We start from the raw sequence: 19,658 nt of genomic DNA on the forward strand, positions 1-19,658 counted from the left end.
CTCAGCTGAAGTCGTAGACGGTGCGCTTGCGGAAGTACAGGAACTGACCGGCCGTCACCAGGAGGATCATGAGGAAGAGCACGATCGCGAGGGTCGCCGCGTAGCCTGCGTGGAAGAGCTGGAACGCCTGCTGGTAGATGTAGTAGTTCAGGGTGGTGGTCGAGGTCCCCGGGCCGCCCTGGGTCATCACGAAGACCGTGTCGAAGAGCTGGAACGAGCCGATGACATTGGTGATCAGGACGAAGAACATCGACGGACGCAGCAGCGGCAGGGTGATCTTGAAGAAGCGCTGCACCGCGTTGACCCCGTCCACCGCGGCGGCCTCGTAGATCTGCTCCGGGATCGCCTGCAGCCCGGCCAGCAGGAACAGCATGGTGTAGCCGGTGTACTGCCAGATGTTGACCGAGGCGATGACCGGCATCGCCCAGGTGGTGGAGGTCAGCCAGTTCGGGCCGACGATCCCGACCAGCGACAGCAGGTGGTTGACCGATCCGTGGCGCGGGTCGAACGCCCAGGTCCAGATGATGCCCAGGGCCACCGGCATCGCCATCCAGGGGAGGACGAACAGGACCCGGAACGTCTTGGCGCCGCGCATCTTCCGGTTCAGGGCTATGGCCAGCGCCAGCGCCAGCACGGTCTGCGCCGGGATGTTGAGCGCCACGTAGTAGATGGTGTTGCCGACGGCCGTCCAGGCCGCTCCGTCGCCGGCCAGGCGGCGGTAGTTGGCGAGCCCGATGAACTGCGGGGTGCCGACCAGGTCCCAGCTGAACAGGCTGAGGACGAAGACCCCGATGATGGGGACCAGCAGGAACAGCAGGAATCCCGCCAGGCTGGGAGCGATGAGCAGGTAGGCCTCCACGGTCGTGCGGATCCGCCTCGGCCGTCGGGCGGGGGCCGCCACCGCGGGGGTGGGGGCGTCCTGCTTCGACAGTGTCGGTCCCGCGGTGGCGAGACCTGGGCTGTTGGTGGTCACAATTACTACTCCCTGCGGCCTGGCGACAGAGCATGGTGGCGTGGGCGTGGCTGAGTACGAGACGCGTTTCCCCTGGTCGCCCGGGCCTTGGGGGAATTGATGTGTGCGTTAACATCGCCGTGACGTAGGCACATAGTTATCGGTAACAGAAGAAGACCGTCAAGAGCCCGGACACGATTAGTTTTGCCGCCGGATCCGGGCCGGAGCGGGGGCCGACACCGTCATCTCTGCCCTGAGCTGCTGGATTGTCACATCGCCTGGGATTCCTGGTGACGGCGGCCGTCTGTACCGTCACCCCGCCGTGACCACCGGGCGATCGGCGCCGAGGTTACGGCTCTTGTGTGAGCGGCTGTCGGCAAGCCAAGATTGTTAGCGGTCACATGACGAGGCGCGGACGCCTCAAGGGCCGTCCTGGACGCACGCAAGGAGAACACGCGTTGACAACTGTTGCTCGCACGGGGGAGAGGTCCGTGCTCTGGTCGCACGAGACGCTCGGCGTTCAGGTGCTGCTGTCCGAGGGGGGAGGCGTCCGGTTCGGCGCGCCCGGGGCGGAGTGGGACGCACTCGTCCCGCTGGTGGAGGTCGTCGCCACCGGGCACGGACGCCAGTGGTCGGGGGAGCGGTCCGTCGACAGTGCCATCGGCGCGCGGATGCGGCACCAGGGCCATCTGCTGGACCGTCTGGACGGCTGGGACCGGCTGCGGGTCCGGCTGGACGACCCGGTGAGCGGGCTGTCGGCGGAGGTGGAGCTGAGCACCAGGGCCGAACTGCCGGTGCTGCGCTCACGGGTGCTGCTGCGCAACGACAGCGCGACCACGCTGCGGATCGAGTCGGTGAGCACGCTCACCCTCGGCGGCCTTGGCGCCCCCGCCGATCTCGACCTGCACTGGGCCGACAACGACTGGCTGGCCGAACTCCGCTGGCGGCAGGCGCCGTTGCGCGAGTACCTGGTCGACCTGGACCGCTCGGCCGGCGGCCACGACGGCCGCGGCTGCTTCGAGCGCTCCTCCCGGGGCAGCTGGTCCACGGCCGGCAGTCTGCCGCTGGGCGTACTGACGGAGCGTCAAACCGGCCGCGCCTGGGCCTGGCAGGTCGAGTCCAGCGTCGGCTGGCGCTATGAGCTCGGCGAACGCCGGCGCAGCGCCTACCTGGTGCTGGCCGGACCCGACGACGCCCGGCACCAGTGGAGCTGCGCGCTGGCGCCGGGGGAGGAGTTCAGCTCCGTCCCCGCCGCGCTCGCGGTGGTGGAGTCCGGCGGTCCCGAGGCCGCCTTCGGCGCCCTGACCGAATACCGCAGACTGCTGCGCCGTCCGCACCCGGACCTGGACGCGCTGCCGGTGATCTACAACGACTACATGAACACCCTGATGGGCGACCCCAGCAGCGAGCGGCTGCTGCCGCTGATCGAGGCGGCCGGGCGGGCCGGCGCCGAGTACTTCGTCATCGACGCCGGCTGGTACGACGACGACGCGCTGGGCTGGTGGGACTCGGTCGGAGCCTGGGAGGCGGCCGAGCGCCGCTTCCCGGGCGGACTGCAACTGGTGCTGGACGCCATCCGCTCGCACGGCATGGTGCCGGGGCTGTGGCTGGAGCCGGAGGTCGTCGGGGTCCGCAGCCCGATCGCCCGGACCCTGCCCGACGAGGCGTTCTTCCAACGCGGCGGCGTGCGGGTCACCGAGCACGGACGCCACCACCTGGACCTGCGCCATCCGGCCGCCCGGGCCCACCTGGACGCGGTCGTGGACCGCATCGTCGGCGACTGGGGTGTCGGCTACTTCAAGTTCGACTACAACATCAACGCCGGTCCGGGCACCGACGCGGACGGTCAGTCCCCGGGCGCCGGCCTGCTCGGCCACCACCGCGCCCATCTGGCCTGGCTGGAGTCCCTGCTGGACCGCCACCCCGGCCTGGTCCTGGAGAACTGCGGCTCCGGCGGCCTGCGGATGGACTACGCCCAACTCGCGGTCATGCAACTGCAGTCCACCAGCGACCAGGAGAACTTCCTGTGCTACCCGCCGATAGCGGCGGCCGCCCCCACCGCGGTCACCCCTGAGCAGAGCGCGGTCTGGGCCTACCCGCAACCGGAGTTCAGCGACGACGAGAACGCCTTCATCCTCGCCGGGGCCATGCTCGGACGGATCCACCTCTCCGGCTTCCTGGACCGTATGACGGAACGTCAGCATGCCCTGGTGGCCGAGGGCGTCGCCGCCTACAAGGCCGTCCGCGCCGACCTTCCCGGCACCCTGCCCTTCTGGCCGCTGGGCCTGCCCGGCTGGGAGGACGACTGGCTCGCCCTCGGCCTGCGCGGCGCCGGCGCCAGCTATCTGACGGTCTGGCGCCGCCCGGCGCCCGACGGCGCGCAGGAGTCCGCACCGGCCCGGCAGCGCATCCTCAGCCTCCCGCACCTGCGCGGGCAGGGCGTCCGCGTCCAGGTCGTCCACCCCGCCGCCGCGCCCGGCGCGGTGCGCTGGGACGACGAGAACGGCGAACTCACCGTCGAGCTCCCGCAGGCACCGCAGGCGGTAGTGGTGCGACTGGCGGTCGACTGAACCGGCGCGGGCCGGGAACGGTAATCTCCTCCTTGCACCGTGGGTATCTCAGGCATCCTGAGCACCTCGGTCACGACGGTCATGTCCGCAACGGGGAAGTCGAGCCCGCACCATGTCGCAGCAGCATGATGAGCTGTCCGATCCACGCCTGTTCGCCGCCACGGGGCTGGACCGGCTCGGGGCGACCCCGCTGCGGGCCGCCGACCCGCGCAGGGTGGGCCCGTACGCGGTGCTCGCCGCGCTGGGCGGCGGCGGGATGGGGCGGATCTACCTGGGCCGACCGCTGGACGGCAGCGCCGGGCTGGCTGCCGTCAAGGTGATCCGCCCGGAGTACGCCGAGGATGACGGCTTCCGGCGCCGCTTCGAGCGGGAGTCGGAGGCGCTGGGACGGGTCCACGGCGAGCAGGCGGCGGTGCTGCTCGGGACCGGGCTCGACGGCGACCTGCTGTGGATGGCCACCGACTACATCCCCGGGCTCAACCTCTCCGAGGCGGTGGCCGCCCATGGCGTGCTCAGCGCGGAGGCGGCCTGGTGGCTGGCCGGGGACCTGGCCCAGGCCCTGGCCGCGATGGAACGGGTCGGCGTGGTGCACCGGGACGTCAAGCCGTCCAATGTGGTGCTGGGGACCGACGGTTGCCGGGTCATCGACTTCGGCATCTCGCAGGCCGCCGACCGGAGCTCGATCACCACCACCGGGCAGCAGGTCGGCACCCCGGCCTACATGTCGCCCGAGCAGGTGCGCGGTCAGAGCGTGGCCACGGCCTCGGACGTGTTCGCGCTGGGGTCGGTGCTGGCCTACTCGGTCACCGGGAACGGTCCCTTCGGCGACGGCACCAGTGTCGACGTCCTGCACCGGGTGGCCTTCGAGCCGCCGAAGGAGGATGTGCTGGCACGGGTCGAGCTGGCGGACCCCGGGCTGGCCGTGCTCGTCCGGGCCTGCCTGGACAAGGACCCTGCGGCGAGGCCGGAGCCGGAGGAGATCGCCGCCCAGGCGGCGAGCCGGCGGGTGCTCGCGCCCTGGTCGGCCGCGCTGAGCGCGGAGATCGTCCGCCGGGTGGAGATAGCCCTGGCTGCACAGCAGTTGACGCTTCCTCAGGCTGTGCAGCCGCAGGTTGATCGACCGCAGTCGACCGTGCAGCTGTTCTCGGGGGCCGGGGCAGTGCCCACTCCCGCCCCGACTCCCGACCCGACTCCCGCCGCCGCGCCCTGGCAGGCGTACGGGGCGGCCACGCCGGTCGGTCCGCCCCGGACCCCGCCGACGCTTCCGGTGCTGCAGCAGCCCGCCTATGTGATGGCCGCGCCGCCGCCCCGTACCGTGCCGCCGGGGCCGACCGCGCCGTCCTCCTCCCGGCGACGCACTGTGCTGGTCGTCGCGGGTTCCGCCGTCGCGGTCGGGGCGATCGCGGTGGCAGGGGTGCTGCTGGGGACCGGCAGTTCCGGCGCCCATGGAGCGAACGCTGCGGCCTCCGGCGGGGCTTCGGCCTCGGCCCTTCCCGGGGTGACTTCGGCTGCTACCGCTACCTCGACCGGGACAGTGAGCGCGTCGGTCTCCCTGAGCGCCAAGGCGAGTGGGACCACGGCCGCCGCCACCCCGTCCAGCGGTGCGACCACGCCGGCCGCCGGTGCAGCCGCGGGCACCAGCACCGCGGCGAGGGCCGCGACCACCGCTGCGGGAGCCACCACGGCTGCCGCGGCCGCGACCACGGCCGCCGCGGTGACCACCACCAAGGCGTCCACCCCGACCACCGCACCTGCGGCCTCGCCGACCAGCCCGGCCTGGATCAGGAACTGCACCTACTACTACGGCACCACCCAGACCCAGTACGGGGACACCGGCGCCCGGGTCCGCCAGGTGCAGTGCATGCTGGTCAACCGCGGCTACGGAGTCGGCTCCTCCGGTGTCGACGGTCAGTTCGGCACCGGGACCCAGGCCGGGGTGAAGGCCTTCCAGACCGCCAAGGGCCTTCAGGTCGACGGCCAGGTCGGCCCGCTCACCTGGGCCGCCCTGCGCTCGACCAGCAACTGACCCCGGCCGCCTGCTCAGACCCGGTTGGTGTAGAAGACCCGGGTCAGCACCAGGCACAGCGCGTAGTAGCCGATGAAGGCCAGGTAGGCGGCATTGCCGTTGTGGGAGCTCAGGAACGACTGCCGGAAGGCGATGTTGACCAGGACCCCGCCGAAGGCGCCGATCGCGCCGGCGATGCCGATCAGCGCGGAGGCGCTGCGCCGCGAGGACTGCTCGGCCTGGACCGGATCGGCGCCCTCGGTGACCGCGACCTGGGCCCTGGTGCGGAAGATCGCCGGGATCATCTTGTAGGTCGAGCCGTTGCCGATCCCGCTGAGCGTGAAGAGCAGGATGAAGCCGCCGAGGAACAGCGCCAGCGACTTCTGCTCCGAGGCGACCAGGACCACGATGGTGGCCGCGGCCATCGCGGCGAAGGTCCACAGGGTGATCCTGGCGCCGCCGAGGCGGTCGGCGAGGAGGCCGCCGAGCGGGCGGGAAAGGGATCCCAGCAGCGGGCCGAGGAAGGTCAGGTAGGCGGCCTTGAGCGGGGTGTCGAACTGCGTGTGGAACTGGACCTGGAGCACCTGGCCGAAGGCGAAGCCGAAGCCGATGAAGGAGCCGAAGGTGCCGATGTAGAGCGCGGACACCACCCAGGTGTGGTAGTCCTTCGTGGCGTCACGCATGGCCCTGCGGTCGTTGCGGAGCATGGTGAGGTTGTCCATGCGCAGGGCCGCGCCCAGCGCCGCCAGAACGATCAGCGGGATGTAGACCAGGACCAGCAGCCGCGGGTACGCGGCCCCGGCGGTGGCCAGCACCAGCAGCGCGACCAACTGCACGGCCGGCACGCCCAGGTTGCCGCCGCCGGCGTTCAGGCCAAGGGCCCAGCCCTTGAGCCGCTGCGGGTAGAAGGCGTTGATGTTGGCCATCGAGGACGCGAAGTTGCCGCCGCCGACCCCGGCGACCGCAGCAGCGACCAGCAGCGTGGAGTAGCTCACGCCGGGGTGCAGCACCACCGCGGCGAACACGGTGGGGACCAGCAGCAGCAGGGCGCTGAAGACGGTCCAGTTGCGGCCGCCGAAGCGGGCGACGGCGAAGGTGTAAGGCAGGCGCAGCACCGCACCGCAAGCGGTGGGGACGGCGGTGAGCACGAACTTGCCGGCCGGGTCGATGTGGTACTTCGGCCCGAGGAAGAGCACCAGCACCGACCACAGGCTCCAGACCGAGAAGCCGATGTGCTCGGACAGGATCGAGAAGACGAGATTGCGCCGGGCGGTCACTGCCCCGGTCTGCTCCCAGAATGCCTCGTCCTCCGGACGCCAGTCCGAAATGGACCGGGACCGGGGTGGTGCGACCGCTTCGACGGTGCTGTCTACTGTTGCGCTCATGGGTGAACCAGCCTCACGTAGAGGGACGTTGTTGACTGGTTCCCATGCTGGTGGGCGGAGGTTTCATGCCCTGCGCACTGTCGGTTCCGGCGCGCTACGGTTCCCGCACGCCGTCCGGAGCAGCCTGTGAGGGACGGCTGCGCACCGGCCAGCGGCGCAGGGTCGCGCTGCTGCCGTCCGGCGCGGTGTCCTCGTCCAGGCAGTGGCCGGTGTCGAGGTCGAATGCCTGCTTCAGCATCGGGGAGATCAGCACCTGGACCGGGCCGCGGTTGCCCAGCAGGCCACGGGAGAGGACGTAGGCGCCGCTGAACGGGTCGCGGTTGTCCAGCGCGTGCAGGCCGTCGGCCGGGTCGCGGAACAGGGCGACCTGGTCTGCGCCGAGCAGCACGGCGACTCCCCGTCCCGGTAGCAGATCGTCCAACTCGCATACCTGGACCCAGTGTTGGCCGTCGTGGATCTCGACGGTACAGACCGTACCGGCGGCACTGACATCGACGGCATTGACGTCGGCTTCGACGGCGAGCATCTCGGTCATCGGGTGCGTACCTCCAGGCTGGTGCCGCCGATCAGGACGTGGCCGTCCTCGTCGGAGCGGGCGGGGCGGATCTGGTCGCGTTCGGGGACGAAGCGGACCGTGGGGTCGGGGGTGCCGGGCGCGTTCACGAAGGAGACGAAGCGGCGCAGCCGCTGCGGATCGGCCAGCACGGCCGCCCATTCGTCCTGGTAGGTCTCGACATGACGGGCCATCATCTGGTCCAGATCGTCGGCGATGCCCAGCGAGTCAGCCATGACGACCGCGCGCAGATGGTCCAGGCCGCCCTCCAGCCGGTCCAGCCAGGGCGCGGTGCGCTCCAGCCGGTCGGCGGTGCGGATGTAGAACATCAGGAACCGGTCGATGGTGCGGATCAGCGTGTCCCGGTCCAGGTCCTTGGCCAGCAGGTCGGCATGACGGGGCGTCATGCCGCCGTTGCCGCCGACGTAGAGGTTCCAGCCCTCGGCGGTGGCGATCACGCCGAAGTCCTTGCTCTGCGCCTCGGCGCACTCGCGGGCGCAGCCGGAGACCGCCGACTTGAGCTTGTGCGGGGCCCGCAGCCCCCGGTAGCGCAGCTCCAGCTCGATCGCCAGGCCCACCGAATCCTGCACGCCGAAGCGGCACCAGGTCTCGCCGACACAGGACTTGACGGTGCGCAGCGCCTTTCCGTAGGCGTGGCCCGACTCGAACCCGGCGTCGACCAGCCGGGCCCAGACGGCCGGCAGCTGGTCGACCCGGGCGCCGAACAGGTCGATCCGCTGGCCTCCGGTGATCTTGGTGTAGAGCCCGAAGTCGCGGGCGATCTCGCCGATGGTGATCAGCCCTTGGGGCGTGATCTCGCCACCGGGGACCCGGGGGACCACCGAGTAGGAGCCGTTGCGCTGGAGGTTGGCCAGGTGGTGGTCGTTGGTGTCCTGCAGCGAGCCCTGCTCGCCGTCGAGGATGTGGCCGTTGCCCAGGCTCGCCAGGATGGAGGCCACGGCCGGCTTGCAGATCTCGCAGCCCAGGCCGGTACCGTGCTCGTCCCGCAGCCGGGCGAAGCTGGTGATGCCCTTGACCCGGACGATCTCGTAGAGCTCGGAGCGGGTGTGGGCGAAGTGCTCGCACAGGCCCTTGGCGACCTCGACGCCGGCCGCCTCCAGCTCCGCGCCGACGATGCCGCCCATCAGCTTGAGGCAGCTGCCGCAGCCGGTGCCGGCCTTGGTGCACTTCTTGACCTCGGGCAGGCTCGTACAGCCCTGCTCGGCGACGGCCGCGCGGATCGCGCCCTTGGTGACGTTGTGGCAGGAGCAGACCACGGCGTCGTCGGGCAGCTCCAGCCTGCTCGCCGCGCCGCCCTCGGAGGCGGGGAGGATGAGCTGCTCGGCGGAGACCGGCAGCGGTGCGCCGCCGATGGCCAGCGGGCGCAGGGTGGCGAAGGACTCGGCGTCGCCGACCAGCACGCCGCCCAGCAGCCGCCCGTCCGGGTGCACCACCAGCTTCTTGTAGACGCCGGAGCGGCTGTCGGAGTACAGCACGTCCAGGGAGCCCGGCGTGGCGCCGTGGGCGTCGCCGAAGCTGGCCACGTCCACGCCCAGCAGCTTGAGCTTGGTGGAGGTGTCGGCGCCGGTGAACGATCCGGTGGCGCCGGTCAGTTCCGCGGCCGCGACCTCGGCCATCGCATAGCCGGGGGCGACCAGGCCGTAGACCCGGCCGTCGGCGGCCAGCGCGCACTCGCCGATGGCGGAGATCCGCGGGTCGGAGGTGCGGCACTGCTCGTCCACCACGATGCCGCCGCGCTCGCCCACGGTCAGTCCGCAGTCCCGGGCGAGCTGGTCGCGGGGGCGGACCCCGGCGGAGAACACCACCAGGTCGGCGTCGAGGGAGCTGCCGTCGGACAGGGTCATGCCCCGGACCGCGCCGTCCTCGTGGGTCTCGATGCTCTGGGTGCCGGCGCCGGTGTGCACCACCACGCCCAGCTCCTCGATGGCACGGCGCAGCACCTTGCCGCCGCCGTCGTCCACCTGAATGGCCATCAGTCGCGGTGCGAACTCCACCACATGGGTCTCCAGGCCCATTGCGCGCAGCGCTCCGGCGGCCTCCAGGCCCAGCAGCCCGCCGCCGACCACCGCGCCGACCCTGGCCCGCTCGGCGCCGTCCCTGATCGCCTCCAGGTCCTCGATGGTGCGGTAGACATGGCAGCCCCGGGCGTCATGGCCGGGGACCGGCGGCACGAACGGGTACGAGCCGGTGGCCAGCACCAGCGCGTCGTAGCCGAGCACGGCGCCGCTGCGGGTGGCGACGGTGCGGGCGGCCCGGTCGACCGACACGGCGGGGTCGCCGAGACGCAGGTCGATGCCGTTCTCCTCGGCGAACGACGGCGGGCACAGCGACAGCTCCTCGGCCGTCGTGCCGGAGAACCACGAGGTCAGATGGACCCGGTCGTAGGCAGGTCGGGGCTCCTCGGCGAGCACGGTGACGCGCCAGTCGTGCGGCTGTTCGAACAGGGCCTCCAGGAAACGCTGACCGACCATGCCATGGCCGACCAGGACCAGGTCTTTCAGCGTCACGGGTTCTCTCCTCGCAGGGTGTTCATGGCATCGAGCGTGGTCGGGGGCGGTTTCCGGGATGGGTCGCCGGTGTTGCCGCAGCGGTACGTGTCCCTCACGCGGGCACCCCGACCTGGTGACCGCCGCGTCATCTGCTGTATGCCGCGCTGTCGTTTCGCTCATCGCCCCGTGACGGCGGCGCAACAGCACCGAAACACCGCTGATGGAGCCTGCGGAGCATGGCAACAGTTCCCACTCCCGACTCCGCGTCCGCAGGCCCCGCCGGGAGCGCGGACTCGATCAAGGGCGCCGGTGGCCCGGAGCCGACCGAGGCTGCCGGTTCCGGCGAGGGCGCGGCCAACTCCGGGCCGCTGACCGGCTTCACGGTCGGGGTCACTGCCGCCCGTCGCCGCGACGAGCTGGTCGCGCTGCTGAAGCGGCGCGGGGCCAGAGTCGTCGAGGCTCCCACGGTGCGGATCGTCCCGCTGGAGGACGACAACGCCCTGCGCCAGGCGACCGAGCTGTGCCTGGCGGCGCCGCTCGACTACGTCGTCGCCACCACCGGCGTGGGCTGGCGCGGCTGGATGAGCGCCGCCGACGGCTGGGGACTCGGCCGGCGCCTCAGCGACGCCTGCCGCAACGCCGTGGTGATCAGCCGCGGCCCCAAGGCCACCGGCGCCGTCCGCGCCAGCGGCCTGGGCGAGGCGTACGCGCCGCCGAACGAGGCCAATGACGGGCTGCTCACCTGGCTGCTCGCCCGCGACCTGCGCGGGCGGCGGGTCGCCCTGCAGGAGCACGGCGCGCCCCTGGACGCCTTCGCCGCGGCGCTGCGCGAGCGGGGGGCCGAGGTGATCACCGTCCCCGTCTACCGCTGGGCCCCGCCGTCGGACCCGGAAGCGGTACGCCGTCTGGTGGAGCAGACGATCCGTCGGGAGATCCAGGCGATCGCCTTCACCAGCGCGCCGGCCATCACCGGCTTCCTGGACTGCGCGCACGCCCAGGGACTGCACGCTGAGGTGCTGGCGGCGCTGCGGGACGGGGTGCTGCCGGTGTGCGTGGGACCGGTCTGCGCCCGCCCGTTGGAGGAGCACGGCGTGCGTCCGGTCTACCCCGACCGGGGCCGGCTCGGCTCGCTGGTGCGCACCATCGTCGAGGCCCTCCCGGTCGGCAACCGCGAACTGCAGCTGGGCAGCGCCCGGTTGGTCCTGCAGGGCAGCGCGGTGATCACCCCCAACGGCACGCTGTGGCTGTCGCCCACCCAGGCGGCCCTGCTGCGCGCACTGGCCGAGCAGCCGGGACGGGTGCTCAGCCGGGCCGAACTGCTGCGCCGGGTCTGGGTCGGCGTCAGCGCCGACGAGCACGCCGTCGAGGCGGCGGTGGCCCGGCTGCGCACCGCGCTCGGGCCGCATGCGGCCCTGGTCCGTACCGTGCCCAAGCGCGGCTACCGGCTCGCGGTCACCGGCGGCTGACGGTGTCCTGACGCAGCATCAGTACACGTCCCTGAGATAACGCCGGTCCGCCGCGAGCTGCTCGACGTACGCTGCGGCCTGCGCAGGACCGAGCCCGCCGTGGGCGGCGGCGATGTCGATCAGCGTCCGCTGGACGTCCTTGGCCATCTGGGTGGCATCGCCGCAGACATACAGCTGCGCTCCGTCCTGGAGCCAGGACCACACCTGCGCGCCATGCTCGCGCATCCGGTCCTGCACATAGACCTTGGCCCGCTGGTCGCGGGAGAACGCCAGGTCCAGCCGGGTGAGCACGCCCCGGCGGTGGAACTCCTCCAGCTCCTCGCGGTAGTAGAAGTCGGTGCCACGGCGCTGCTCGCCGAAGAAGAGCCAGTTGCGGCCGGAGTGGCCGCGGGCCCGGCGCTCCTCCAGGAAGCCCAGGAACGGCGCCACCCCGGTGCCGGGACCGACCATGATCATCGGCGTGGCCGGGTCGGCCGGCGGCCGGAAGTGCGGTGACCGCCGGACGAAGACCGACACCTCGCCGCCGGGGGAGCGGTCGGCCAGATAGGTCGAGGCCACGCCCTTGCGCCGCTGTCCGCGCAGACCGTCGTAGCGCAGCACCGACACGGTGATCCTGGGCTCGTTCGGGTGGGCCAGCGGGCTGGAGGAGATGGAGTACAGCCGCGGCTGCAGGCTCTTGAGCAGCTCGGCCCACTCCTGCGCGGTGATCCCGAGCGAGAACCCGCCGACCAGGTCGACCGCCTGCCTGCCCCAACTCCACTTCGCCAGCTCGTCCTTGTTGTCGGGACGCAGCAGCCGGCGCAACTCACGGTCCCCGGTGTGCTCGGACGCGAAGCGGAGCAGGGCCGGGGTGATCCGGGTGATGTCCAGGTGGCGCAGCAGCGCCTCGCGCAGCGGGACGGCGCCCCGGTCGGCGAGCGCCACCTCGGCGCCCGGGTCCAGCCCCGTGGCCTCCAGCCATTCGGCGACCAGGTCAGGGCAGTTGAGCGGACGGATGCCCAGGGCGTCGCCGGCCTCGTAGGCGAGGGCGCCGCCGGTGTCGAAGGCGAACGAGCGGACCTCCTTGGCGGCGCCCGGAAGACTGAGCAGCCGGTTGCCGGTCAGCCGGGCGGTGAACGGAGCCTGGCCGGTACGGGCGGGGGCGGGCGTCGGAGCGGGGGCCGTGGTCGTTGCCGAGGTCGGCCCTGCGGGCGTGCCTGCGGGCGTGTCTTGGAGCAGGCCGACGATCTGCTCCAACCACCGTTCGGCTTCCTGCTGGTAGCTGTCGGGCTCGCAGTCGACGCGCGGCAGCAACCGCTGCGCGCCGAGCTCGTCCAGGCGCTCGTCCAGCCGCCGGCCGTGGCCGCAGTAGTCGTCATAGCTGGAGTCGCCGAGGGCCAGGACGCTGTAGCGGACATCGGCCAGCTTCGGCGCGTTCGCGTCGGTGATCCACTTCCAGAAGCCGGCGCCGTTGTCGGGGGCATCGCCGTCGCCGAAGGTGCTGGTGACGACGAGCAGGTCCGCGCCGTCGACCAGGGTCTGCGGAGCGGCGTCGGCCATGTCCCGCAGCTCCACCGTCCGTCCGGCCAGGGCCAGTCGGTCCCGGACCGCGGTGGCGACCTCCTCAGCGTTCCCGGTCTGCGAGGCCCAGAGCACCACGACTTCCCGGGTGCGCTGGGTCGGTTCGTTCGCCGTCACCGGGGAGCGCGAGAACAACCCGGCGAGCATGCCGTCCACCCACTCGGCGTGGGCGCGCTGCAACGGCGCGCCGGACGGCAGGACCGGTACCGCGCCGTCGGTGAGCGGCCTGGCTGTCAGCCCGGCGAGGAACCCGGAGAGATAGCGGCGCGCGCTGTCGTCGAGGGCGGGGGGCGTCGTCTCAATTCCCAGCGCGTGGGCCAGCGCCGGTACGAGTTCCGGCAGCGTGGCACGGGCCGGCTCCGGCAGCGGCTCGGCGGTGGTCGCCGTCGCGCTGGAGACCTTCGCCAGCGCCACCGCGCACACCTTGAACTCCGGCTGGAAGGAGATCGGGTCGACCGCGTCGCTGGTCACCGCGTTGACGCTGAGGTACTCGCCGAACAGGTCGTTCCAGTGGAACGGCGCGAAGCAGTCCCCGCGCCTGACTCGGTCGCTGATCCGCGCCGGGAGCACCGCCCGCCCGCGCCGCGAGGCCACCTCCACCCCGTCGCCGTCGACCACCCCGAGCGCGGCGGCGTCCTCGGGGTGCAGCTCGACGAAGGGGCCGGGATCGAGCTTGTTGAGCCTGGCGACCTTGCCGGTCTTGGTCAGGGTGTGCCACTGGTGCTGCAGCCGACCGGTGTTGAGGACGAACGGGTAGTCGTCGTCGGGCAGTTCGGCGGGCGGCAGGTGCGGTCGGGCGAAGAAGGCCGCACGGCCACTAGGGGTGGGGAAGGCCAGCCGGGGCCTGGTCCCGTCCGGGCGGACCAGCAGGGTCTGGCTGACGCCGTCGTTGAGGTAGCGGACCGGGTTGCGGTCGGGGCCGGCCGGATCGGCGCTGGGCCACTGCACCGGGGTGTCCCGCAGCCGGTCGTAGTCCACTCCGCGCAGGTCCCAGCCGGTCTTCGGGTTCCAGGCGCGCTTGAGCTCCTCGAAGACCTCCTCGGCGCAGCTGTGCGCGAAGCCCTCGGTGAAGCCCATGGCCCGCGCCACCCGGGCGATCAGCTGCCAGTCCGGCAGCGCCTCGCCGGGCGGGTCGACGACCCTGCGGCTCAGCGTCAGATTGCGCTCCGAGTTGACCATCACGCCCTCGGACTCGGCCCAGAGCGCGGCGGGCAGGGCGATGTCGGCGTAGGCATTGGTCTCGGTGTCGGCGAACACGTCCTGGGTGATCACCAGCTCGGCCGCCTCCAGGCCCTCGATCACCGTCCTGCGGTTGGCGACCGAGGCCACCGGGTTGGTGCAGATGATCCAGCAGGCCTTGATCTCCCCGGCCGCCATCCGCTCGAACATCTCCACCGTGCCCTGACCGGCCTCGGCGCGCAGGGTGCCGGCGGGCAGGGCCCACAGTTCCTCGGTGAACGCGCGGTCGCCGGGGTCGAGCGCCGACCGCTGGCCGGGCAGTCCGGGGCCCATGTAGCCCATCTCCCGGCCGCCCATGGCATTGGGCTGGCCGGTCAGCGAGAACGGGCCGCTGCCGGGGCGGCAGATCGCCCCGGTGGCGAGGTGCAGGTTGACCAGGGCGTTGGTGTTCCAGGTGCCGTGCGTGGACTGGTTGAGCCCCATCGTCCAGCAGCTCATCCACTCGCCGGCCGCTCCGATCCACTCGGCGGCCCGGCGGATGTCCGCCTCGGGTATGCCGGTCACCTCGGCGACCTGCGCCGGCGGGTAGTCGGACAGGAGGGCCGGCATGGCCTCCCAGCCCTCGGTGTGCTCGGCGACGAACTCCTCGTCGACGTCGCCGTTCTGCACCAGCAGGTACAGCAGTCCGTTCAGCAGGGCCAGGTCGGTACCCGGCTTGATCTGCAGAAACAGGTCGGCCTTGTCGGCGGTGGCACTGCGGCGCGGGTCCACCACGATCAGCTTCGCCCCGGCCGCCTTGCGGCGCTCCAGCAGCCGCAGGAAGAGGATCGGGTGGCAGTCGGCCATATTGGACCCGATGACCAGGAACGCGTCCGCGTGGTCGAAGTCCTGGTAGGAGCCGGGCGGCCCGTCCGCGCCCAGCGACAGCTTGTAGCCGCTGCCCGCGCTGGCCATGCACAGCCGGGAGTTCGACTCGATCCTGCTGGTCCGGACGTAGCCCTTGGCCAGCTTGTTCGCCAGGTACTGCGCCTCCAGCGACATCTGCCCCGAGACGTAGAGGGCGACGGCGTCCGGCCCGTGCTCGTCCAGCACCGCCCGCAACCGGCGCCCGGCCTCCGCGATCGCCCCGTCCAGCTCCATCGGCCCCGGCTCGGCACCGCGCTCCACGCGTACCAGCGCCTGCGTCAGCCGTCCGGGCGCCGCCAGCATCTCGGCGCTGGTCGCGCCCTTGGTGCAGAGTCGTCCGCCGTTCGCCGGATGCGCCTTGTCCCCGGAGGCACGCACCACACTGCGCCGCCCCTCGGCGTCCCGCCCCACGTCCAGCACGATCCCGCAGCCCACCCCGCAGTACGAGCACACCGTACGCACCTGCTCGGTAGCCACACCCAGCTCCGGCACCCACGGCCCCTCTCGTCCACGCCGACGAGACTGTCCCGCCACCAGGAACGCTAGAAACCCGCTGTTGCGCGACGGTGACGCCAACGGCAGCCACGCGGTTACAACCCCCGCACACGGGAGCGGCAGGCCGGTGAGATCACCGTCCAGGAAGGCATCGACATGGCCCACCTGCTATGTATATGTGAGCGTGTATATTGGTATACGGGTAGCGATATATCGAGGAGGCCGACGTGAGCCGCACTGTCATCGACCTGGACGACGAGGCGCTGGATGCCGCCGCCATAGAGCTGGGTACCACCACCAAGCGCGACACCGTCAACACCGCTCTGCGTGAGGTCGCCGACCGCAATCGGCGGGCCCGAGCCTGGGCTGAATTGCAGCAGCTCACTGCGGACGGTGGTTTGGACCTCGACCTGCTCGCCGACAAGAAGCGCTATCGACCGTGACCGCAGCAACTCATCTGATCGACACGTCGGCCTTCAACCGACTCGTCCGGTGCCCCGCGCCCGACCTGTACGGATGGCGCGAGGCGCGGGATGCCGGACTCCTCGCCATCTGTGATATCACCGAGTTGGAGATCGGCCGGGCTGCAGGCAGCGACTCTCAGCGCGCTGTCGTCATAGGGCTTCTCGGCGAGATGTTCAGCTGGTGCCCAACCCCGGACGGCGTGATGCGCCGCGCCCGCCAGGTCCAGGACGAACTCGCCACTACCGCCCAGCACCAAGGGCCTGGCGCTATCGACCTCCTGGTCGCGGCAACCGCCGAGCTCTCCGGCCTGACCTTGTTGCACTACGACAAGGACTTCCAGACCATCGCCCGCAGTACCGACCAACCGCATGCCTTCGTCAGCCCCCTCGGTGCCGTCGACTGACGTGCTCACGGCTGGTAGTCCCGGCACTCCGGCCGTTGATCATGATGTTGAATCAGCCTCGTCGATCTCGCGTGCCAAGGTCTCGGCATCGGATTCACCCGGCTCCCTCTTCCCACCGGGGAAGTAGAAGACGTCGACGCTGTGGTTGCGCGTCACCAGCACCCGCCCATCACGCGCCAGAACCCAGGCCGCCTTCTCCGGAACCACCTCGACCTCGCGCATGCCCGGACCTTACCCATCTACCGTTTCAGAGTTGCGGATCGGCCCCGCGGGCGTCAGCGCGACTACGGGTGAGCAGGCAGGTCGTAGTGCCGTCGTCCTCCTTGATGTCCCTGATGTGCTGGAACCCGATCTTGCCCAGCAAGGCCAGTGAGGCGTGGTTCGGTTCCGCGACCGTCGCGTGCACGTGGGCCAGCCCCAAGGTCTCGAAGCCGTAGCTGACGATCGTGTCCGCCAGTTCGGTGCCGAGGCCTTGGCCCCATGACTCCACGGCAAGTGCGTAGATGATCTCGTAGCCCTCGACGACTGTCGCGGGCTTGATCTCGGCGTGGCCCACCAGGCGGCCGTCGCGCCGAACGGCCCAGACGTGGAACCGGTTCTCGGCGTACACCTTCGTGAAGATCCGACCGAAGAGTGCGCGGTCCTCAGCCTCGGGCTCGGGGCCGTCTCCCATCCATCTGGATACTCTCGCGTCCTGGAAGAGCGCCACGAAGTCGTCTTCGTCAGCAGGGGTGTACGGCTTGAGCAGCAGGCGTTCGGTGCGCAGAATCGGGGTCACGCCGGGCGACAGTACCTACGCCATGTCCCTTCAGCAACACCTTTCCTGTAGGCCGACCCGCTGGTCAGGAGGGTGTCCGGCTATGCCGTGAGAACTGGTTGGTCGGTGTAGGTGTGGCCGGTGGGGGCGGTCCAGGTGACGTGGCCGGTGCGGTTGTTGTAGCCGATGTGCCAGCCGGCGTGGTGCTTGGTGAGGTGGTGGCGGCAGAGGGGGATGAGGTTGTCGGGGGTGGTCGGGCCTCCGGTGTGGGGGTTTGCGTGGTTGAAGGGGGTGACGTGGTCGAGGTCGCAGTGGCGGGAGGGGCGGGTGCAGCCGGGGAAGCGGCAGTGCGGGTCGCGGGTGGTGACGTGGCGGGTGACTTCGGCGGTGGGGCGGTAGCGGCTGCTCCTTGAGCCCGGCCAGCATGGCGATCTGCACCGCCTCCAGCCGGCACCGCGCTCGCTGCACCGCCACCAGCGCGTCGATCCGCCCGGCCGCCGACAGCTGCGCGCCCTCCAGGTCGGCGATCCCGGCCACACTCCCCGCCCCCGGCACCACCCGCGCCAGCTCCGCCGCCAGCCCATCGGCCGCCTCGAACCGATCCATTCCGACCACCCCCTCCAGGTGCTCCGTGTACTCCTGATTCTATCGTGAGCCACCGTCAGAAAGGGCCTCTGAGCTGCACAAACGGTTGCATTCCGAACCCCCGCACGCCCCCCGACCTGTCCCCGAAACCGAGACAGAATCACCGGACCTCCTGGAGGGAAGATGGCTTGAGTCTCCATCAGGGGGAGACGCCAGGGTGGGGGCATGGACAGCGACGGACTTTTCACGATCGGGGCTCTGGCCCGTAGGACCGGACTGACGGTCAAGACCATACGGTTCTACTCCGACACCGGGATCGTGCCGTCGACCGACCGCAGCCCGGCCGGCTACCGGCTCTACGACATCACCGCGCTCGCACGTCTGGATCTGGTACGCACTCTTCGCGACCTGGGCCTGGAACTCGCCGTCATCCGGCAGGTGCTGGACCGGGAGATCTCGCTGCCCGAGGTCGCGGCGGCGCACGCCGACGCACTGGACGTGCAGATCCGCACTCTTCGACTGCGACGCGCGGTGTTGCGGGCGGTGGCCAAACGGGGCTCTACTCCCAAGGAGATGGACCTCATGCACAAGCTCGCGAAACTCTCCGACGAAGAACGCCGACGCCTCGTCAACGACTTCATCGACGACACCTTCGGCGGTCTCGAAGCCAACCCCCACTTCATCGCCCTCATACGCTCGGCCATGCCCGAGCTGCCCGAGAACCCCGAACCCGAGCAGGTCGAGGCCTGGGTCGAGCTCGCCGAACTGACGCAGGACCCGGACTTCCGCGCCTCCGTGCGACGGATGGCCGAGCACCAGGCCAACGAGCGCGCGCAGGGCGACACCACCGGCCTGCACCAGGAGCTCACCGAAGCCGTCCGCGACCGGGTCGGCGTCGCCCTCGCCGCTGGCGTCGCCCCGACCGCCGCCGAGGCGGAACCCATCGTCCGTGACCTGACCGCCTGCTACGCCCAAGCCTTCAACCGTGCGGACGATGACGACCTACGCGAGTGGTTGCTGACGCGCCTCAAGACGGCCAACGACCCTCGCGCGGAGCGCTACTGGCACCTCCTCGCTGTGATCAACGCCTGGCCCGTCCAGCCGAGCCTGGCACCCGTCTTCGCCTGGTTCATCGCGGCACTTCGCGCCGGGACCAGCGGCAGCCCTACCACCGTGTGACCCTCGCTGGGGCGGCAGTTGGACTCCAATCCGGTCCGGCTGGCGCCGGGTGCCGTGGTGGGGGAGCATGCCGAGAATGAGCTCGTGCGAGACTACGGCGGTGAACGGCGCCTCCCGCTCACCGCCGTGGTCTCGTCCACAGGGCCTGGAGGTCTCAGGCGGCCTCGAGGCGGCGGAAGCCGCTGGCGTGGAAGACCAGCGGGGGCACGGACGGGTCGGCGTCCAGTTCGTGTACCCGGAGCAGCACGATGTCGTGGTCCCCGGCGCGGATCAGCTGTTCGACGCTGCAGTCCAGCCAGGCGGACGCCTGCTCGACGAGGACGGCGCCGTCGTCCGTGGCCCGCCACTGCAGCGAGGCGAAGCGGTCCCCGTCGCGTGCGGCGAGTTGACGGCAGGCCAGTTCCTGTTCGGCGCTGAGCACGCTGACGCCCAGCCGGGCGCTGCCGCTGAGCAGCGGCCAGGTGGTCGAGCTGTGCGCGACGCAGACCGAGACCAGCGGCGGGTCCAGCGAGACCGAGGTGAACGAGCTGGCGGCGAGGCCGACCGGGCTTCCGTCGACCAGTGCGGCGATCGCGGTGACGCCGGTCGGGAAGGCGCCGAAGACACGGCGCAGTTCGGCGGGGTGCAGGGCCACGTCGGTCTGGGCCTGGGCCTGTTCCACGGTTCTCCTCCGAAGCATGGTGTCTGT

General features: G+C 71.1%; 14 protein-coding genes. 6 read left to right on the forward strand and 8 right to left on the reverse strand.

Annotated elements, in window-relative coordinates:
* Position 1: 1 nt before the first annotated feature.
* Positions 2-973: a carbohydrate ABC transporter permease gene (locus ABH941_RS30730; RefSeq protein WP_243875993.1), complete on the reverse strand. Its 972-nt coding sequence runs from the start codon at positions 971-973 to the stop codon at positions 2-4.
* A gap of 380 nt (positions 974-1,353) precedes the next feature.
* On the opposite strand from ABH941_RS30730, the gene ABH941_RS30735 reads away from it, so the two are divergent.
* Together ABH941_RS30735 and ABH941_RS30740 are read left to right on the forward strand one after the other, a co-directional pair.
* Positions 1,354-3,522, forward strand: coding sequence for an alpha-galactosidase (locus ABH941_RS30735; RefSeq protein ID WP_370132847.1), 2,169 nt, complete (start codon positions 1,354-1,356; stop codon positions 3,520-3,522).
* Positions 3,523-3,634: 112 nt separating this feature from the next.
* Entirely contained in the window at positions 3,635-5,548 is a 1,914-nt protein-coding gene (locus ABH941_RS30740; RefSeq protein ID WP_370132848.1) for a protein kinase, read from the forward strand.
* 14 nt (positions 5,549-5,562) lie between these two features.
* Here the strand turns inward: ABH941_RS30740 and ABH941_RS30745 are convergent, their stop codons facing one another.
* The 3 genes from ABH941_RS30745 to nirB form a co-directional block, all read right to left on the reverse strand.
* Complete coding sequence (locus ABH941_RS30745) at positions 5,563-6,912, reverse strand: nitrate/nitrite transporter (protein WP_370132849.1); 1,350 nt, start codon at positions 6,910-6,912, stop codon at positions 5,563-5,565.
* Positions 6,913-7,006: 94 nt separating this feature from the next.
* Complete coding sequence (nirD, locus tag ABH941_RS30750) at positions 7,007-7,447, reverse strand: nitrite reductase small subunit NirD (protein ID WP_370132850.1); 441 nt, start codon at positions 7,445-7,447, stop codon at positions 7,007-7,009.
* Positions 7,444-9,957, reverse strand: a complete 2,514-nt coding sequence (nirB, locus tag ABH941_RS30755) for a nitrite reductase large subunit NirB (RefSeq protein ID WP_370132986.1) — start codon at positions 9,955-9,957, stop codon at positions 7,444-7,446. The genes nirD and nirB overlap by 4 nt, the downstream gene beginning before the upstream one ends.
* 254 nt (positions 9,958-10,211) lie before the next feature.
* Here nirB and ABH941_RS30760 point away from each other — a divergent pair, with 254 nt between their 5' ends.
* The gene (locus ABH941_RS30760) at positions 10,212-11,441 is read left to right on the forward strand and encodes a uroporphyrinogen-III synthase (protein ID WP_370132851.1); all 1,230 of its coding nucleotides are present in this window, start codon (positions 10,212-10,214) and stop codon (positions 11,439-11,441) included.
* Positions 11,442-11,459: 18 nt separating this feature from the next.
* On the opposite strand, the gene ABH941_RS30765 is transcribed toward ABH941_RS30760, so the two are convergent.
* Complete coding sequence (locus tag ABH941_RS30765; protein WP_370132852.1) at positions 11,460-15,563, reverse strand: molybdopterin-dependent oxidoreductase; 4,104 nt, start codon at positions 15,561-15,563, stop codon at positions 11,460-11,462.
* Positions 15,564-15,808: 245 nt separating this feature from the next.
* Between ABH941_RS30765 and ABH941_RS30770 the strand changes: the two genes are divergently transcribed.
* A complete protein-coding gene (locus tag ABH941_RS30770) occupies positions 15,809-16,024 on the forward strand; it encodes a type II toxin-antitoxin system VapB family antitoxin (protein ID WP_133997192.1) in 216 nt (71 codons plus the stop codon).
* Positions 16,021-16,449: a PIN domain nuclease gene (locus ABH941_RS30775; RefSeq protein ID WP_370132853.1), complete on the forward strand. Its 429-nt coding sequence runs from the start codon at positions 16,021-16,023 to the stop codon at positions 16,447-16,449. Before ABH941_RS30770 ends, ABH941_RS30775 begins: the two co-directional genes overlap by 4 nt.
* Positions 16,450-16,488: 39 nt before the next feature.
* Here the strand turns inward: ABH941_RS30775 and ABH941_RS30780 are convergent, their stop codons facing one another.
* Positions 16,489-16,671 (reverse strand): NUDIX domain-containing protein, encoded by a 183-nt coding sequence (locus ABH941_RS30780; RefSeq protein WP_370132854.1) that lies wholly within the window; start codon positions 16,669-16,671, stop codon positions 16,489-16,491.
* A gap of 25 nt (positions 16,672-16,696) precedes the next feature.
* A complete protein-coding gene (locus ABH941_RS30785) occupies positions 16,697-17,227 on the reverse strand; it encodes a GNAT family N-acetyltransferase (RefSeq protein WP_370132855.1) in 531 nt (176 codons plus the stop codon).
* A gap of 789 nt (positions 17,228-18,016) precedes the next feature.
* On the opposite strand from ABH941_RS30785, the gene ABH941_RS30790 reads away from it, so the two are divergent.
* Entirely contained in the window at positions 18,017-18,970 is a 954-nt protein-coding gene (locus ABH941_RS30790) for a MerR family transcriptional regulator (protein WP_370132856.1), read from the forward strand.
* Positions 18,971-19,124: 154 nt separating this feature from the next.
* Here ABH941_RS30790 and ABH941_RS30795 read toward each other — a convergent pair whose 3' ends face one another.
* Complete coding sequence (locus tag ABH941_RS30795; RefSeq protein ID WP_243875990.1) at positions 19,125-19,631, reverse strand: flavin reductase family protein; 507 nt, start codon at positions 19,629-19,631, stop codon at positions 19,125-19,127.
* Between the last annotated feature and the right edge of the window lie 27 nt (positions 19,632-19,658).

The organism is Streptacidiphilus sp. EB103A, from assembly GCF_041261405.1.
In the GTDB taxonomy this organism is placed as follows: Bacteria; Actinomycetota; Actinomycetes; order Streptomycetales; family Streptomycetaceae; genus Streptacidiphilus.

Excerpts from the sequence above, each read along its gene's own strand:
- ABH941_RS30735 (WP_370132847.1), top strand. The coding sequence starts at position 1,354 with ATGACGAGGCGCGGACGCCTCAAGGGCCGTCCTGGACGCACGCAAGGA.
- ABH941_RS30740 (WP_370132848.1), top strand. The coding sequence starts at position 3,635 with ATGTCGCAGCAGCATGATGAGCTGTCCGATCCACGCCTGTTCGCCGCC.
- ABH941_RS30745 (WP_370132849.1), bottom strand. The coding sequence starts at position 6,912 with ATGAGCGCAACAGTAGACAGCACCGTCGAAGCGGTCGCACCACCCCGG.
- nirD (WP_370132850.1), bottom strand. The coding sequence starts at position 7,447 with ATGACCGAGATGCTCGCCGTCGAAGCCGACGTCAATGCCGTCGATGTC.
- nirB (WP_370132986.1), bottom strand. The coding sequence starts at position 9,957 with ATGGTCGGTCAGCGTTTCCTGGAGGCCCTGTTCGAACAGCCGCACGAC.
- ABH941_RS30760 (WP_370132851.1), top strand. The coding sequence starts at position 10,212 with ATGGCAACAGTTCCCACTCCCGACTCCGCGTCCGCAGGCCCCGCCGGG.
- ABH941_RS30780 (WP_370132854.1), bottom strand. The coding sequence starts at position 16,671 with ATGCGCGAGGTCGAGGTGGTTCCGGAGAAGGCGGCCTGGGTTCTGGCG.
- ABH941_RS30790 (WP_370132856.1), top strand. The coding sequence starts at position 18,017 with ATGGACAGCGACGGACTTTTCACGATCGGGGCTCTGGCCCGTAGGACC.